This is a genomic window from Microcystis sp. M20BS1, from assembly GCF_020245305.1.
In the GTDB taxonomy this organism is placed as follows: Bacteria; Cyanobacteriota; Cyanobacteriia; order Cyanobacteriales; family Microcystaceae; genus Microcystis; species Microcystis ichthyoblabe_A.
The window spans coordinates 27,809-44,194 of sequence record NZ_JADBUZ010000117.1; the positions used below are offsets into that span (position 1 = coordinate 27,809).

The following is a 16,386-nucleotide window of genomic DNA, read 5'->3' on the forward strand; positions in this document are numbered from 1 at the left end:
CTGAGGTACAAAAGTTATGGGTTTTAGGCAAAAGGCGAAAGGGAAGAAAAATAGGTGTACCTCACTAGCTTAGGAAACGCTATAGATTCCACGATCGGTTACAAATTGTTGCAGCAGTGCGCTATGTAATTGCTTGAATGAATTGTGCCTACCTACTCAATAATCGGCATGGTGGGTTCAATCATCAAGTTTAACCCTCTGCTAACCAGCGCACGGCATCCTTAGCGTGGTAGGTTAAGATAATATCGGCACCCGCCCGTTTAAAGCTGGTTAAAGTCTCTAAAGTCACCCGTTTTTCGTCAATCCAGCCATTTAACGCCGCCGCTTTAATCATTGAATATTCCCCCGACACATTGTAGGCAGCCACGGGTAAATTAGTCATTTCCTTGATTCTCCAGATAATATCCATGTAAGATAGGGCAGGTTTTACCATTAACATATCTGCTCCCTCTAATAGGTCTAATTCCACCTCTTTTAAGGCTTCCCTGGCATTACCCGGATCCATTTGGTAGGTTCTGCGATCGCCGAATTGGGGGGTAGAATCAGCCGCATCCCGAAACGGCCCATAATAGGCAGAGGCATATTTAGCCGTATAGGAAAGAATCGGTGTATCACTATAACCCGCCTCATCCAATCCTTGACGAATTGCCTGCACAAAACCATCCATCATTCCCGACGGTGCAATGATATCCACTCCCGCTTTTACCTGAGAAACGGCGGTTTTTTGCAATAATTCCAGAGTGGGATCATTTAACACCCTGCCGGTTAAATCCCCCGTTTGCAGATAACCACAATGACCATGGTTGGTATATTCACACAAACAAGTATCGGCGACAATGAGTAGATCGGGAACTGCCTCTTTAATTGCTGTGGCCGCTTTCTGCACAATACCATGATCGTGCCATGCTCCCGTCGCCTCTGTGTCTTTACTTTCTGGCAGCCCGAATAAAATAATCGCTGGAATTCCTAAATCCCGCACTTCCTTGGCTTCATCAACAATTTTATCGATTGATAATTGGTACACTCCCGGCATCGATTTGACTTCCCGGGCAATACCTTCCCCCGTCGTAGCGAAAAGGGGATAGATAAAGTCATTGGCTGTCAAGACGGTTTCACTCACCAGACGGCGCATTTGAGGGGTTTGACGCAGACGACGGGGGCGATGAATAGGAAACATAGTTTTTTGTGATTAAATCGGGAATCTTGTCTCGATTCTTTAGTTTAAATCTTTGCTGAGGATGAACACAAATCGATTCAGCCGGCAGCTGGCTGCCGGCAGCTATCCGCAATATTTAGTTATTTTGAGCTTAATCAAACTATTTAGATCATTTTTGACCTAATGAGGCTTTATCGTCGTTTTGAGGGCGAAAAACCAGCAATTTGACTAAAATTTAATCTTTATAGCGATCACTTTTGCTGTTGCCACCACCTCATCTCTTTACAAAACTTTACCTCATCAGTTATCAGTTACCAGTTATCAGTTACCAGTTATCAGATGTGAGTTTTCAGTTCACTGATGGCTCTCTTGGATATTGGCTGAAAAATGTTCATGGTGTTACATTAGCGGCGCAAGCGTTCACTGATTACTGATTACTGTTCACTGTTCACTGACTCCCAAAACCCATCTCCATTTGGGAGAAGGATCGTTTATTCTAGGAAGTAAGAGCGATCGATTCAGGATTTTTGTTATGGCCAACTTAGGTGATTTAGTCAAAAAAGCAGTTTATTTGGGCGTAGGCATTGCTACTTATGCCGCCGAAAAAGCTGAAGTAAATTTACAAGAATTAAGAAATCAAGCCCAAAAATTAGCCGATGAAATGATTTCTCGCGGCGAAATAAACGCAGAAGAAGCGAGGAAATACGTCGATGAGTTGGTGAAACAGGCACAACAGCAACCGGTGACAGCTAACGAATCTAATATTCCCCATGAACCCCGACGGATAGAAATTATTGAAGATGAGGAGGACACCAAAGCAGCTGATCCCAAAGTAGATGAATTGCGGCAAAAGGTGGAACGTCTTCAGGAGGAATTACGGAAACTGCAACAGGATTAAAACCTAGATTTTAGGGATAAATAACTAATTATTACCAGACAAGGGATGCAAGTATAAACATGGACGATTGGCAGAAGGATTTTTGGGAAGTGATCGAAACTGTGGCACTGGGAATTGAAAATTTTTTCCAAGAAGTGACCCAAGCTATTGAAGAAATCAATGAGGAAATTATCATCGATCTGGAACAGTTTATTCAAGAGGTTTTACCCCAGGAATTAGAAGAATTTTTTAACCTCGATGAATCCCTATTTTCGGAATTAGACGAACCCTCGGATTTTACCCTCACTCCTAAGGTTAACCCCGATCCTAATACCCATGCTGCTTGTATCGGTTGCCGTAATTATCACGGTTATATCTACGGAGGCAATCTTCTCGTCTGCGGTTTCCATCCCTACGGTTGGGATAGTGATAGTTGTCCCGATTGGCAAGCAGAGGATTAATTATTTTCCTATAAAATCAGGTAGGGTTATTATCCCTACCCATAACTTTTATCTCAAAGCAGTTAGGGACTTGCGCTTTGATAATTTACCATCTGGCTGGTCTGGTTCTTCTACAGAGCGATTTTCTGGCTGGGATATTATTCCTAAGCAAGTTCCTTATCGTTGTTGTGGTCAAAAAAAGGTATCCTTTGTCCCCAATCAGTAATCCTTGAATCGAGCCAATGACATCCCAGAGAGCTTCTCGTTCCGAGCCATTCGCGGGAGTCAGTCCCGATGAAAAAATTTTCACCACCAGAGATGAAAGAGGTTTCCTTCCCTACACCCGTTCAGACCTCGGCGTGAGCTTTTGTCGAACGCAAAAGCTCACGGCCGAAGCCCACACCCCACACCCTACACCCTCTTTCAAGTAAAGATGAAGTCACTAGCAGTTAACGTGCCCGCAAATCCTACAAGGGTAATCTGACCGAAGCCTGGAGTAGAAGGACTCGTAATGATGTCGTTACCAGCACCAGGGCCGACAGTAATCGTCAAAGCCCCGATGCCGCCGAGACCAAAGGCAGACAAGTCAATCTTGTCAGCACCACCCCCACTGAAGTCAGTGATGACATCGTTACCGAAACCACTTGCGAAGCGGAACGTGTCATTGCCGATCCCCCCAGTTAGGGAGTCATTGCCGAGGCCGCCAACCAGAGTGTCATTGTCGGCACCACCGTTCAGGATATCATTCTGTGTACCACCGTTCAGGATGTCATTGCCGGCATCGCCATTATAGGTGCGAGCCGAGGCGTTGGTGGCAGTAATGGTGTCGTTCCCGCCTTGTCCGAAGACGCTGCCAGAGAGCAAGGTTGTGGCGCTGAAGTCGAGGATGTTGTCGCTGGCGTTGCCATCGATGTTTCGGTTGGAACCACCCGCATCCAGGTTGACCCGCTCGATGCCGTTGGTGGCCAAGAATTGATTCAGCACCAGATTGCCCTGGCCGCCATCTGTGGTTCGCTGCAAGGTGTCGATACCTGACCCGCCTTGCAGGGTGTCAAACTCAGCCTCGTTCAGGTTGGCGAGGAAGGTATCGTCGCCAATGCCGCCAATCAGACTGTCAACACCCGCACCCCCCTTGATGGTGTCGTTCCCGCCGCCACCGGAGATGGAGTCATTGTCGGCACCACCATTCAGGGTGTCATTCTGTGTACCACCGTTCAGGGTGTCATTGCCGGCATCGCCATTATAGGTGCGAGCCGAGGCGTTGGTGGCAGTAATGCTGTCGTCTCCGCCTAAACCACTGACGCCGTTAGAGAGAAAGGTGGTGGCACTGAAATCAAGCACATTGCCATTCGCGTTGCCATCAATCCCGCGATTTGAGCCGCCCGCATCCAGGTTGACCCGCTCGATGCCGTTGGTGGCCAAGAATTGGTTCAGCACCAGATTGCCCTGGCCGCCGGTGGTGGTGCGTTGTAAAGTGTCTGTCCCCGAGCCGCCTTGCAGGTCGTCAAACTCCGCCTCGCTCAGGTTGGCGAAGAAGGTATCGTCTCCCGCACCGCCAAATAGGCAGTCTTCATCCGCACCTCCGGTAATGGAGTCGTTTCCGGCAAGGCCAAACACCAAGTCTTGTCCATCACCAGCCTGAATCGTGTTGTTCGCTGCGGTGCCCACAATGAGGCTACTTTTCCCGGCTACATCCGTATAACTAGCCGTGGTCATCACCACCACATTGTTGATCGGGATCAAGCAATCGGTGATGTTGTAAACCTGGCCATCATCTAGCACGTTGGCTGTGGCCGACTCGAAGTTTTTAGCCTTGAACTGGAGGCTCGCGATATTGATGGTGCCTCCACTGGGCGCGAGGGTCTTACCCGTGGGAGCAGCAACGTAAGTGTTGAGCGACCCGATATCGCCGACACTGAAAGCCCCAAGCTGCAGGGGAGTCAACACCAGATTGATGGTGTCAGTACCGTTGCCGCCGTCATAGACGGTGACTTGGCCGCTGTGGCTCGCCGCCGTCCAAACCGTGTCGGCACCGTCAGCCATGCTGACGCCGGTGACGTTCAGCACCTGGCCGATCAGGCTGAGGTTGACCACCTCGTTGGTGGCGTTGCTGCCGTTGATGGCCTGATTGTTGCCGTCCAGGGTCTCGATGCTGGAATAGGTGGCGGTGGTGCCGCTGCCCGACGGGCCGAATGAAGATATGCTCAGCGCACCAGCACCCGTGTTCCTGATCGTGTCGTTGCCGGTGCCGCCGATGATGGTGTCGCCGCCCACCTGTAAGCCAGCGATGTTGAAGGTGTCGTCGCCATCGCCCCCGTCCATGCTATCGGCACCGTCGCCGCCGGTGATGGTGTCATTGCCCGCGCCGGCATTGATGCTGTCGTTGCCGCTACCAGTGCTGATCGTATCGGCGAAGCTGCTGCCGGTAACGTTCTGGGTGCCGCCGCCGCCGTTGATGGTCACCCCGGCATCCGCGGTGGAGACGTTGACGTAGTCGGTGCCGCCGGTGGCATTAAAGGTGTTGATCGCGCCCACCCCGGTGGCGCTGCTGAACCCGGAGAGGTCGAAGATGTCGCTGCCGTTGTTGGTGCCGTTGATGGCAAAATTGTTGCCTTTGAAGGTCTCGATGCCCTGATAGGTCGCGCCGGCTGAGGTCGGCAGAGACCCGTTGATAAGGGTGTAGTTCGTCCCCGCGACGCCGAAGGACAGGAAAGTGGAGAGGGCGCCGGTGACGTTGATCGTGTCGCTGCCACTAGCGCCCGTGTCGTTGAAGGTGTCGCCACCCAGCTGTGAGCCAGCGATGTTGTAGGTGTCGCTGCCATCGCCCCCATCCATGCTATCGGCACCGTCGCCGCCTATGAGAGTGTCATCGCCCGCGCCGGCATTGATGGCGTCGTTGCTAATACCAGTGCTGATCGTCTCGGCGAAGCCGCTGCCGGTAACGTTCTGGGTGCCGCCGCCGCCGTTGATGGTGATGCTGGTGAAGCTGACACCGGAGTTTGTGGTCAAGCCGGACAGATTGACGACGTCGGTGCCGCCGGTGGTGTCCAAGGTGTTGATCACCAGATCGGTGTCGGTGAATGGAGGTGACCCCCCAGGGGAGATGGTGAATCCCGACCCGGTGACCTTATAGCCGCCTGTGTCGTCGAGGACGTTGATCGTATTGCCGCTGTTGTTGCCATTGATGGTTCGCGTAGGCATAATCTTTTCTCCAAATTTGTTGTTTGCGTTGACGCGCCGGTGCCAGTCCTGAAAGCCAAATGGGGCCATCCAAAAAATGGTCTAAGCCCCCGATTGGGGTCAGACTCGACTGACCGATTGTGGACACTCAAAGTGAAGTAGTTTGATCTTACAGTATCTGGTTTTTCGTTACTTGGTATGGTTCGATAGGGGGGTATAAATCGACTAAATTCTTATCTGGCAAGAGATTTAATTGATTAGTTCGCTCCAGATCGCAAACAATTGACAAAAATTGCGGTAATGTCTTTTTCTATAAGGGTTTCATCCTTTATAACCCCCGTCCATTGCATAACACAAACCGAAGAGCAAAAATAATTTAGGATCGCTATAGTTAAGAATTACCCTTGGAAGCATGGTAAGGTTCAGAATCAAAAGGCTGCATCCCCACATCGGGATATTCATCATTGTTGGGACTAAAAATGCGAGCGAAAGCCTCTGTTAGGTACTGGACAAAATTGTGTAATGTATCCTTGATATTCATTGCTTTTCCCTCCGACTCTCGACAACAATCTCTTTTTCGGATCAGGTTGATTCACCCCTCCATCGCCATTATCTGGCCAGAATCTCATCAATTGTTGACTTTTGAGATAATTCTTGAATAATCTCCATAAGACTTTATATTTTTTCTTGTTTATCTAAATCTTTATAGTAATTCTTGTATTTTTGTAAAGGAAAAATTATTCAATCAAATCGCTGAACAAATATTTAATTGTTGTCCAGAAAGGACTGTATCCTTGTTGATCATCATTTTGATTGTTTATTTAGAAATGTGACAGAAAAAAATAAGGTTTTGGTCGTAGATGCAGCGAGTCAAGGTTAGCTTTATTGTTATTGAGCCGGAATTTGAAATTGCTAACTTAATTGACCCAGTGGTGCAGAAAACTCCTGAAAGACTTGCTGGACAAGGAGTCCGAGTTAGATAGGGAGTTAAGAGGAGCAAGTTTATGAGATGCTTAAGTTCCCCAAAGTCATCCCTAGGTTAGCCCCTCTCCTTTAACTTCAACTACTTGAACAACTAAGTCAATGGATTAAGGGATAATCTCGATCGCAGTAGCTTTGCTCTAGCCCACTGGACTTAGTTAGTACGAAGGCACTACTGCAGACGTTTTAAGCGTTCTTGGAGAATTTGGGCTTGTTTTTCGGACTCTGCTAAAGCTTGCTTCGTTTTTTGGATTAAAGCTTCTGGAGCTTTTTCGACAAAGCTAGGTTTATTCAGGCGATCGCTCAAACTCTTAATTTCCCCTTCTACTTTAGCTAAATTTTTCGCTAATTTCCCGGCCAATACCGATATATCAACCAATCCGGACAGGGGAATGAGGATTTCTACCGTAGCGACAACACCAGCGATCGCTTGATTGACTTCCTCGGTTAATTTGGCCGTCAAAATTAAGTTTTCGATCTTGGCCAAGTCTTTTAAGTACACTTGTCCGCGTTGCAAAATAGCTAATTCTTGGCTGTTTTCTGTCTGTAAAATTGCCGTGATCGTTGCTCCCGGTTTAATCCCCGCTTCGGCCCGCAAATTACGCAACACCCGAATACTTTCTATTAATAACTCAAAAGTATTTTCTAAGTCTAGATCGATCAGAGAACTATCGGCTATTGGATAGGTTTCTAAAGCCAAAACCTGCTGATTTTCTTGGGTTAAATTATGCCAAATTTCCTCGGTAATATGGGGCATAAAGGGATGTAATAATTTTAATGTTCCTGCCAAGATAAAAGCCAAAGTTTGCCGGGCTGTAGCGCAGGAAACCGATTCTTTATCCTTCCATAAACGAGTTTTCACTAACTCGATATACCAATCACAGAAATCGCGCCAGATAAATTCGTATAGACCTTTTGCCGCTTCCCCCATGCCATAATTTTCTAGATAATCTCTAGTTTTTTGCACTGTTTGATGATAACGAGATAAAATCCAGCGATCGGCTAATTCTAAATTTTCTAAAGCTGGTTCACCCAATTCTTCTGGGGTTTTTCCCTCCAGATTCATCATCACAAAACGGGAAGCATTCCAAATTTTATTGGCAAAATTTCGGGCAGCTTCTACGGATTCCGATTCATCGGTTTTACGGTTATATTGCAGACTGATATCCTGTCCTGCTCCTGCCACTTCTCGAATTAAGGTATATCGTAAAGCATCGGTTCCATATTTATCAATTAAAATTAGGGGATCGATGCCGTTATTGGCAGATTTAGACATCTTTTTGCCGTTTTCATCCCTAACTAAACCGTGAATATAGACATCTTTAAAAGGCATTTGTCGCGTAAAATAGCCCGCCATCATCGTCATTCTAGCCACCCAGAAAAAGATAATATCAAAACCGGTGACGAGGGTTGTGGTGGGATAATAGGTGTCTAGATCAAGGGTTTTTTCTGGCCATCCCATAGTTGAAAATGGCCACAATCCCGAGGAAAACCAAGTATCTAAAACATCGGGGTCTTGTTGAATAATTATATCCTCTCCATACTCTTGTTTGGCCTTGGCTAAAGCGGAGGTTTCATCCCAGGCAACAACGAAGGGAGTATGGTTAGTAATTTCGTTATTGGTTTCACTGATAATATACCAAGCGGGAATTTGATGACCCCACCATAGTTGTCGAGAAATACACCAATCTTTGAGTTTAACTAACCAATCGCGATAAACTTTTGTCCATCTTTCTGGCACAAAACGGGGCGAGTTTTCCTGATCTAAACAGGTTAAAGCTTTTGTGGCTAAAGGTTCGATTTTAACGAACCATTGGGTAGATAAAAGGGGTTCCACGGGAACTTTACCTCGATCGCTATAGGGGACGCTATGGCGATAGGCTTCAATCTTAACTAAAAAACCGTCTTCATCGAGTTTTTTAACGACATTTTTGCGGGCAACAAAACGATCTTGACCCGCGAATATTCCGGCATTTTCGTTTAAACTGCCGTCTAAATTCATGATATTAATAAAGGCTAAATTATGGCGTTTACCCATCTCAAAATCCTTGGGATCGTGGGCCGGCGTAACTTTGACGCAACCAGTACCGAATTGGGGATCCACTAATTCATCGGCAATAATCGGGATTTCTCGCCCCATTATCGGTAAAGTGACGGTTTTGCCGATTAAATGACGATAACGGGGGTCTTGCGGGTTGACAGCGACACCAGTATCACCGAGCATGGTTTCGGGCCTTGTGGTGGCTACTTGAAGATAACCACTACCATCGCTGAGAGGATAGCGAAAATACCAGAGATTTCCCTCAATATCCTTGTTTTCCACCTCTAAATCGGAAACGGCCGACCGGGATTCGGGACACCAGTTAACTAAGTATTGACCGCGATAGATTAATCCGTCCTCATAGAGTTTGATAAAAGCAGTACGGACAGCATGGGAAAGTCCCTCATCCATGGTGAAACGTTCCCGCGTCCAATCGACGGATACCCCCAAGCGTCGCAGTTGATTAACAATGGTACTACCTGACTCCTCTTTCCATTGCCAAGCGCGTTCGAGGAATTTTTCCCTTCCTAGTTGATAACGGTCGGTTTTTTCGGCTTTTAATTGGCGATCGAGTATAGCTTGTACTGCAATACTAGCGTGATCCGTACCTGGCAGCCAGAGGGTATTTTTGCCGGTCATGCGTTTGTAGCGAACAAGTGTATCAATCAAGGCACTCTCGAAAGCGTGACCCATGTGGAGACTACCGGTAACATTGGGAGGGGGGATGACTATACAGTAGGTTTCGCCGCCTTTTTCGGGGTTTGCTGTAAATATTTCTTGATTTTCCCAATATTGCTGCCATTTCGTTTCTGTGATCTTGGGATCGTATTGCTTCGATAGTTCCGAGGTCATGATGGGGGGATTCTACAATTCTTAGTTCTTTGTCAATTGTCCCACATTTGGGAGAGATCAAATTCCTGTTTAGTTGCAGGCTAAAAATTTTCAAGAGTCTTATTAAGATAGCTGTTATCTTTTCCTTGGGTAAACATAGCTAATTTCTGGTAATTATTTTGCATTTTATCAGTATAATAATTGCTATAATCAATTGAGGGAGTCAATCAATGGGTAGGTAGGTATTAAAAACTTTCAGATGCCCCCTTATTAAGGTAGGGTTGATTCATTTAAATTAAGTACAGCTGATTTTGAATTAATAAATTTGACTGAAGATTCTCAAGTTTATCTTTCTCTAACTAAAAGAGTTAGTCACAACAATTAATCTTTAATCCTCTGCCAATATTTATTATGAATAGATTGATAAAGCTTGTTATCAAGCCACTAAAAGCCTATCTCTCTTGAAATTGTCTGAGAGTACATCCTGTTAATTTAGCTAATTTTTCTGCTTACTTCTTACGTCGATAAAACTATCAGTTTTTCCCAACGTTCAGCTAATCACCTTTGTCCCTCTGTTATTAAGAGAAAACCCAAACCTCTGAAAAGATTCAATCCTATAGTTGTGAGAATTGACCAATTGCTTGCCGCTTGAAAATCCCTGATCTGGCTTTTATCTTCCTCAAAAATTACATCTTTTACCCAATGTAACTGATTTTTTATTTTCCAATGTCCTCACTTCGACACATTTCGACACATTTCGACAAGCTCAATGTAAAAGCTCAATGTAAAAGCTCAGTGACCGCGAATAATTTTGGCAAATACTTGAGCGGATTCGGTTAGGCTACACTTCGACACATTTCGACAAGCTCAATGTAAAGGCTCAGTGACCGCTGATATAGTAAGCTGTTTCTTCATAAGTTTTATCCCCGCGACTACCCTTTCTTTCTACTTTAAGAAGTCTTCGCAGATTTTCAAACCCTTGTCTTTCATTTTTCTAGTTTTTCCGAACTTACCATGTAAAATCAACTAGCAAAATGCCAATTTAATAAATATCTAATACTAAAGTTTTTAAAGTTTCTAAATCCACAGCCTCTCCTTTTAATCACATTCAGTTTATTGTTAATTCCTTCAACTGTTCTCAGGGTTGTTCGGTTATCAAAATGATGAGTATGAAATACAATTCAATTATCTTAAACAAAAATGCCAAGACTTAGCGATAAAATATCCAGACAAAAATTATTTATTTGATAATTATATTGAAAAACAAAGATATGAGTATAACAATTTAGAAAATATAATTACTTGTGCAACAATGGTAATTCAAAATAAATAATTTTGGACTAACATCGCCTTCCGTCTGACCCTGTTCCATAAGTTGATTGCAATGTCGAAGCCACTGCCTAGCAGTACGCCATCGCTAAGTGATTTTTCATATTACGTCAGAGCGTGGCGAAAAACTCGATGACCGGTTCGAGAGGGCGGGACTCGGCTAATGTAGAACGGGGGTGCTGAATCGTTTGTATTTTTTCAGGCTACCACCCCCTCCTTTTCTGATACCGAACTGAGGTTAATTATCGTCAAGCGTCAAAACATCTAGGCCTCTCCTTAATCCTAGTAATGTAAACTTTGATTATAGAGAAAGACTTCTAGCTCCGATCCGATGTTACATTAATAATTGAAGCTAAAAAAAAAGGTTCTTCCTTACTTGGTATGGTTCGATAGGGTGGCATAACGACGATAACAGCGATCAACCTGAACGCGCATATTTCCTAGAGTAGAGAACAAGGGAGTTAGGCAATTGCAGCTAGGGTTCAATGCTTCTCCAACCAGTCCCAAGTAGTGGGGGGAAATACCTGAGAATCGATAAACTGATCGCTGTTTGCGGGTGATGCTAGGCGTTGGACAAAAGCGAGATTATAGAAGGGATTATGGAAACTTGGACGCGATCAATTGACATCGAGGAGATAGCAAAACGCCATGGGTCTCCTCTCTACATACTGAACGTCGGTCAGCTTCGTCGGAACCTGTGCCACTTTGTGGAGCTTGTCGGCAGTCCATCTCAGGTTGCCTACCCGATCAAGGCTAATCCGTCGATGGCGATTCTGAATGAACTGGCATCCCTGGGATGCTCCGCAGACTGCTCTTCTAAATATGAAGTTGAGTTGGCCCTTTCTTGCGGATTCCCGTTGAATCGGATCACATACAACAGTCCGGCGCCCGACCACCAGCTAATGGTAGATCTCCTCGATGGAGGCTCAACAGTAGTTGCTGACTCTCAAGCTATATTAGATGACCTTCAACATAAGCTTTATGGCAAGGATTGGAGTGGGAGCTTGCTGGTTCGAGTTAACCCAGAAAAACCGGTGGAATATTTCCACAATACTGATTGGCAGGATCTGGTTTCTCACGCCTCACCAAACAGTAAGTTTGGCATCCCATCCGAGGAATTGCCAGATGCTCTGGCCAGTTGCAAACTACCTATAGCTGGCTTGCATATCCATATTGGAACTCAGATGGATAATGTATCGGCATTTAATAATTCGGTTCAGTTTATTCATCATTTGAAAAACTTAATCGAAGCCAGCTCGAATCATTGCATGAGAAAACTAAATCTTGGCGGTGGGTTTGGCATTGACTTCCATGACGGGCAACAGTTTCCAACAATCCTAGAGTACACAGAAGCATTAAAGAAACACTTGTTACCCGGTATTGAGTACATAGTCGAGCCTGGACACGCACTGGTTGGTAATGCCGTCGCCTTGTTGACTCGTATCCGCGAGCTTAAGCAGATGCGGGGCAGACGTTGGGCTATTGTTGATGTTGGCTCCGACCAGCTAATCAAGGTGACTCTCCTCTCATGGAGCCACCAAATTATCGATCGCAATCATCGCACCCTGCCTACTCAAGGGGACGATGCTATTGGAGGGCCACTTTGTTTTGCTGGCGATATATTGCTACCATCGACCAATTTAGAAGGCCAGAGTCGTGGGGATCCATTGTTAATCCAACACGCAGGAGCATATTGCTATTCAGTAAGCAATCACTTTAATGGGTTTCACGGGCCCGGGCATATAACCATAGATGAAATGGGTCAAATAGAAACGGCTTACGCTGCTGAGGACGTATTTGCCGATCACAGTTTCTTGGGATTTTCCAGGCCGACGCACCCCCCTTCAGAAGTGCTAGATCATGAAATTGATCTCGATATCATTGAAAGACTAAGCAGTGACTATCTCAAGCAGGGAGAATCTTCAGATGGCTACGCATTTACCAGAGTCCAACTCATAGCGCCAAGAACTTTGCAGTTCATGGTGAAGGCGAAGAGTTCTTTAGGGGCGATATCAATCCCATTCGCCGTCCGCATCGCCTCGGATGCCACAATAATTTCAGCTTTGTATCTTGTCGGCAAACAGGCCAAAGATGTTTCAGTTTGGGGAACAAGAACATATTTGAAGTCAGACACGATAATTCGTACCAGCCAGCCATTGAGACTGGTTGTATATATAGCGCCCAAATCAAGCCTCCCTGTGGATAAGCATACTACTCACCTGTCTCACTGGGACCTCGGCAACGGGAAGTTTAAGGGATCGTTCCGATTCATCTTATAAAGTTCTTTTCGTTGCCTTGCTCACGATATTTACACAAGCACCTTGGCACTGTGTTTCTATGATGCCCTCAACTTTTAGCTATCACCTTGAGGGTGGGAGCTTTTTCTTGCTTTAGGGGCAGTTTGTCTTTTTCCCTAGCGGTGATTGCTTCTTTGTTCTGTTGAGTTAGTTAATTCTTCTGCGCTTTCTTTGACTACTGTTGAGGTCACTGCTGCCATAATTTTTGAATAATAAGAGTTATGGTCGGTCAAGCGTCAAAACATCTAAGCTTTTCCTTGACCCTGGCAATGTAAACTTTAATTAAGAGAAAGACTTCTAGCTCCGATCCGATGTTATATTAATAATTGAGGCTAAAGAGAAAAGCCTCCCTGACAGATCAACTGGCAAGGTTATAAGGTCAAGTTCACAAAGGAGTAAACCCTGTTAAAGTTCCATTCTGTCTCGATAACGGCGATAACAGCGATCAACCTGAACGCTCATATTTCCTAGAGTAGAGAACAAGGGAGTTAGGCAATTGCAACCGAGGTTCAATGCTTCTCCAACCAGTCTCAAGTTATGAGGGGAAATACCTGAGAATCGGTAAACTGATCGCTGTTATTGTTTGTCAACACAAGTAATTGATAATTGCAGTCGCTCTCCTTTGATGAGATAATAGAAAGTCTTCTGTTCAAAAGGATATCGATAGGATGCGACTCTCTCAACAGCTTTTTGTCACCCTCCGGGAAGATCCAGCCGAGGCGGAAATCCCCAGTCATAAATGCTTAGTCCGTGCCGGTTACATTCGTCGTATCGGCAGCGGTATTTACGCCTATTTACCTCTGATGTGGCGGGTTTTGCAGAAAGTCTCCCAGATAGTCCGGGAAGAAATGAATAAAGCCGGCGCCCAAGAATGTTTACTTCCCCAACTGCAACCGGCGGAACTCTGGCAAGAATCGGGCCGTTGGGACACCTACACAAAAGCAGAAGGGATTATGTTTGCCCTGACGGACAGGCAAAACCGGGAGTTAGGATTAGGACCGACTCACGAAGAAGTAATTACTGCCGTCGCTCGTGATTTAATTCGTTCCTATCGACAATTACCGGTTAATTTATATCAGATTCAAACTAAATTTCGCGATGAAATTCGCCCTCGTTTTGGTTTAATGCGGGGACGGGAATTTATTATGAAAGATGCCTATTCTTTCAATCTTGACGAGGAATGTTTAAAGAAAACCTATCAAGCGATGGATATAGCTTACCGCAATATTTTCCGCCGTTGTGGGTTAGCTTTTCGGGCAGTAGAAGCGGATTCTGGAGCGATTGGTGGTTCCGCATCCCAAGAATTTATGGTCTTAGCTGATGCTGGAGAAGATGAGGTTTTATTTACTGCCGATGAAAAGTATGCGGCTAATGTAGAAAAAGCCGTTTCTTTGCCAGCAGATAAAGTGGCTTCTCCCTTTAAAAAGTTTGCTAAAAAAGAGACTCCTAACACCAACACGATCGAAAGTTTAGCTAAATTTCTTGATTGTTCTGCCACTGCCATCGTCAAAAATGTTCTCTACGAAGTGCTTTATGATAGCGGCATAACTGTTTTAGTTTTACTGCATATTCGCGGCGATCAAGAGGTTAATGAAGTTAAACTACAAAATGAATTAGTTAGACAGGCGAGCTGTTACAATGCTAAAACAATTTTGGCTTTAAAAATACCCGATGCTGCCGCTCAACAGAAATGGGGAACTAAACCTTTACCTTTAGGTTATATTGCTCCCGACTTAGAAGATAATTTACTCAAAAAAGCCAGCGATATAGCTCCTAAGTTTTTACGCATAGCAGACAACACAGTGATAGACTTAGAAAACTTTATCACTGGTGCTAATGAAAGCGGATTTCATGTAGTGGGAGCCAATTGGGGTAAAGATTTTATCTTACCAGAATTAATCGTCGATCTACGCAAAGCCCGGGTAGGCGATCGAGCTATTCACGATCCTAATCAAACCTTGCAAAGTGCTAGAGGAATTGAAGTCGGTCATATCTTCCAATTGGGTTATAAATATTCTCAAGCTATGAATGCTTTTTATACTAATGAAGCGGGAGAATCTACCCCCATTTGTATGGGTTGTTATGGTATAGGAGTATCGCGTTTAGCCCAGGCAGCCGTAGAACAATCCTACGACAAAGATGGCATTATTTGGCCCGTAGCTATTGCCCCCTATCAAGCGATTGTGGTTATTCCTAATTTAGCCGATGCCGAGCAGGTAAAAACTGCCGAAAGTTTATACAATGAGTTAAATCAAGCCGGCATTGAAACCCTTTTAGATGACCGGGATGAACGTGCGGGAGTTAAGTTCAAAGATGCGGATTTAATTGGGATTCCCTATCGCATTGTCACGGGTAAATCTCTCAAATCGGGTAAGGTGGAATTAGTCGAAAGAGCCAGTAAAAAAGCATCAGAAGTAGCAATTAATGAGGTGGTTTCCTATTTAGAAACTGCTATTTCAAAGGTAAATGTTTCTGATTAAGTAATTAAATATACAGATAATTTTCTTTGTTTATGTATTTGATGAGCGAATATGAGTCGGGGTACCTCCTGTCATAGCAATAATTTTTCCAGCGTTGCTGATTTGAGATATAAATCTTCTTTTGTGGGATTTTTAAAACCTAGACCCAAACTGGGGTGAGGGCATCTCAAAGGCTATTGACAATTGGCCAATTTTGTGATTTGCGTGGGCATTTCAAGTGATACCAGTCAATCAGAATAGTTACGAACTCGACCTATTTGGTCGATTGTTGCTTAACAATTGAGATGGCAAATTCTACTCAAATATGCCTGAATTGTCGTCTGGGTGGGCAACTCACATAAAGTTCATTTTGTCAAGGATTGTTAAGATGCGCTTACCCAGGGCTGCTAATATGCCATAGAGTTTTTTATCTCTGATTTGGTCTATTACTATTTTACTGAATTTTGCCGATTCATGAAGAAAAAAGTGTTGATGCCTTTGGGCAAGATAGAGCGATTACATTTAAATTTTTAATAAGGTCGAGGTTGAAAATTATCGGGAATATCTAATTCAAATACTTGGTCATGAATCCGAGCCACATAAAACCCCTCTTGCAGAATTTTTTCGCGTAATTCTGGAGATACATGAACCGCTGCTAATATGCCATAGAGTTTTTTATCTTTGTGTTCAGGGAAAAAGCTGCGAAACCGTTGCAAAATACTTTTTAATTGTGTAATAGATTCCTCTCTAGCATGACTTTTAACCTCGACGATATAGGCAGTATTTAGCTCACCA

At 44.8% G+C, this 16,386-nt stretch carries 10 protein-coding genes and 4 pseudogenes; 5 read left to right on the top strand and 9 right to left on the bottom strand.

Annotated features, from left to right (window positions below):
• Positions 1-190: 190 nt before the first annotated feature.
• Positions 191-1,177: a porphobilinogen synthase gene (gene hemB, locus IM507_RS12720; protein ID WP_002752178.1), complete on the bottom strand. Its 987-nt coding sequence runs from the start codon at positions 1,175-1,177 to the stop codon at positions 191-193.
• Between the two features lie 511 nt (positions 1,178-1,688).
• Here hemB and IM507_RS12725 point away from each other — a divergent pair.
• A complete protein-coding gene (locus IM507_RS12725; protein ID WP_002777874.1) occupies positions 1,689-2,054 on the top strand; it encodes a phasin family protein in 366 nt (121 codons plus the stop codon).
• Positions 2,055-2,113: 59 nt separating this feature from the next.
• Complete coding sequence (locus IM507_RS12730; protein ID WP_002752180.1) at positions 2,114-2,494, top strand: hypothetical protein; 381 nt, start codon at positions 2,114-2,116, stop codon at positions 2,492-2,494.
• A gap of 118 nt (positions 2,495-2,612) precedes the next feature.
• Here IM507_RS12730 and IM507_RS23695 read toward each other — a convergent pair.
• From IM507_RS23695 to IM507_RS12750, 4 genes and pseudogenes are all read right to left on the bottom strand, one after another.
• Positions 2,613-2,762, bottom strand: a pseudogene (locus tag IM507_RS23695) (IS982 family transposase); the annotation flags it as partial.
• Between the two features lie 134 nt (positions 2,763-2,896).
• Positions 2,897-5,674, bottom strand: a complete 2,778-nt coding sequence (locus tag IM507_RS12740; protein WP_287637115.1) for a beta strand repeat-containing protein — start codon at positions 5,672-5,674, stop codon at positions 2,897-2,899.
• Positions 5,675-5,822: 148 nt separating this feature from the next.
• Positions 5,823-6,003, bottom strand: a pseudogene (locus IM507_RS12745) (hypothetical protein).
• Between the two features lie 41 nt (positions 6,004-6,044).
• Positions 6,045-6,194 (bottom strand): hypothetical protein, encoded by a 150-nt coding sequence (locus IM507_RS12750; RefSeq protein WP_002735434.1) that lies wholly within the window; start codon positions 6,192-6,194, stop codon positions 6,045-6,047.
• Positions 6,195-6,513: 319 nt separating this feature from the next.
• Between IM507_RS12750 and IM507_RS12755 the strand changes: the two genes are divergently transcribed.
• Positions 6,514-6,636, top strand: coding sequence for a hypothetical protein (locus IM507_RS12755; protein WP_002738230.1), 123 nt, complete (start codon positions 6,514-6,516; stop codon positions 6,634-6,636).
• A gap of 170 nt (positions 6,637-6,806) precedes the next feature.
• On the opposite strand, the gene IM507_RS12760 is transcribed toward IM507_RS12755, so the two are convergent.
• The 3 genes and pseudogenes from IM507_RS12760 to IM507_RS12770 all read right to left on the bottom strand — a co-directional run.
• On the bottom strand, positions 6,807-9,527 hold the full coding sequence (locus IM507_RS12760; RefSeq protein WP_287637116.1) for a valine--tRNA ligase: 2,721 nt from the start codon (positions 9,525-9,527) through the stop codon (positions 6,807-6,809).
• A gap of 537 nt (positions 9,528-10,064) precedes the next feature.
• Positions 10,065-10,500: pseudogene (locus IM507_RS12765) on the bottom strand (hypothetical protein); the annotation flags it as partial.
• Between the two features lie 28 nt (positions 10,501-10,528).
• Positions 10,529-10,669, bottom strand: a pseudogene (locus IM507_RS12770) (transposase); the annotation flags it as partial.
• A 765-nt stretch (positions 10,670-11,434) separates the two neighbouring features.
• On the opposite strand from IM507_RS12770, the gene IM507_RS12775 reads away from it, so the two are divergent.
• Together IM507_RS12775 and IM507_RS12780 are read left to right on the top strand one after the other, a co-directional pair.
• Positions 11,435-13,114, top strand: a complete 1,680-nt coding sequence (locus tag IM507_RS12775; RefSeq protein WP_123230262.1) for a diaminopimelate decarboxylase family protein — start codon at positions 11,435-11,437, stop codon at positions 13,112-13,114.
• Between the two features lie 686 nt (positions 13,115-13,800).
• Entirely contained in the window at positions 13,801-15,612 is a 1,812-nt protein-coding gene (locus tag IM507_RS12780; protein WP_287637118.1) for a proline--tRNA ligase, read from the top strand.
• A gap of 509 nt (positions 15,613-16,121) precedes the next feature.
• On the opposite strand, the gene IM507_RS12785 is transcribed toward IM507_RS12780, so the two are convergent.
• Positions 16,122-16,386: hypothetical protein (locus IM507_RS12785; RefSeq protein ID WP_287637119.1), on the bottom strand; the 265-nt coding region annotated here is incomplete at its 5' end.

Bases quoted from the DNA above. Each gene is read 5' to 3' on its own strand.
- hemB (WP_002752178.1), bottom strand. From the start codon at position 1,177: ATGTTTCCTATTCATCGCCCCCGTCGTCTGCGTCAAACCCCTCAAATG.
- IM507_RS12725 (WP_002777874.1), top strand. From the start codon at position 1,689: ATGGCCAACTTAGGTGATTTAGTCAAAAAAGCAGTTTATTTGGGCGTA.
- IM507_RS12730 (WP_002752180.1), top strand. From the start codon at position 2,114: ATGGACGATTGGCAGAAGGATTTTTGGGAAGTGATCGAAACTGTGGCA.
- IM507_RS12740 (WP_287637115.1), bottom strand. From the start codon at position 5,674: ATGCCTACGCGAACCATCAATGGCAACAACAGCGGCAATACGATCAAC.
- IM507_RS12750 (WP_002735434.1), bottom strand. From the start codon at position 6,194: ATGAATATCAAGGATACATTACACAATTTTGTCCAGTACCTAACAGAG.
- IM507_RS12755 (WP_002738230.1), top strand. From the start codon at position 6,514: ATGCAGCGAGTCAAGGTTAGCTTTATTGTTATTGAGCCGGAATTTGAA.
- IM507_RS12760 (WP_287637116.1), bottom strand. From the start codon at position 9,527: ATGACCTCGGAACTATCGAAGCAATACGATCCCAAGATCACAGAAACG.
- IM507_RS12775 (WP_123230262.1), top strand. From the start codon at position 11,435: ATGGAAACTTGGACGCGATCAATTGACATCGAGGAGATAGCAAAACGC.
- IM507_RS12780 (WP_287637118.1), top strand. From the start codon at position 13,801: ATGCGACTCTCTCAACAGCTTTTTGTCACCCTCCGGGAAGATCCAGCC.